Origin of the sequence: Cupriavidus basilensis OR16, assembly GCF_000243095.1 — a bacterium.
GTDB lineage: Bacteria > Pseudomonadota > Gammaproteobacteria > Burkholderiales > Burkholderiaceae > Cupriavidus > Cupriavidus basilensis_D.
In genome coordinates this window covers 1-416 of record NZ_AHJE01000188.1, presented here as the reverse complement: position 1 = coordinate 416, position 416 = coordinate 1, and the positions used below count along the sequence as shown (strand labels likewise).

Genomic DNA, 416 nt, shown 5'->3' with positions numbered 1-416 from the left:
GCGCCTGCACCTGAGCCTGCGGCAGCGCCACGCTCCAAACAAAAAGGGACGCCTCGGCGTCCCTTTTTGCATCCTGCCTGCCGCCCATCGGTGCTGGGCGGCGGCAACGCATCAGTGATGCAGGATCTTCGACAGGAACTGCCTGGCCCGCTCGGAGCGCGCTTCGATGTTGCCGAAGAATTCCTCCTTGGCGCAGTCCTCGACGATCTTGCCCTGATCCATGAAGATCACGCGGTTGGCGACCTTGCGCGCAAAACCCATTTCGTGGGTCACGCACATCATGGTCATGCCCTCCTGCGCCAGCTGCACCATCACGTCCAGCACTTCGTTGACCATTTCCGGGTCCAGCGCGGAAGTGGGCTCATCGAACAGCATGCAGATCGGATCCATCGACAGCGCGCGGGCAATCGCCACGC

Annotated in this window: 1 pseudogene; it reads right to left on the bottom strand. The window is 62.5% G+C overall.

Annotated elements, in window-relative coordinates:
• Nucleotides 1-111: 111 nt before the first annotated feature.
• Nucleotides 112-416: pseudogene (locus OR16_RS37530) on the bottom strand (amino acid ABC transporter ATP-binding protein); the annotation flags it as partial.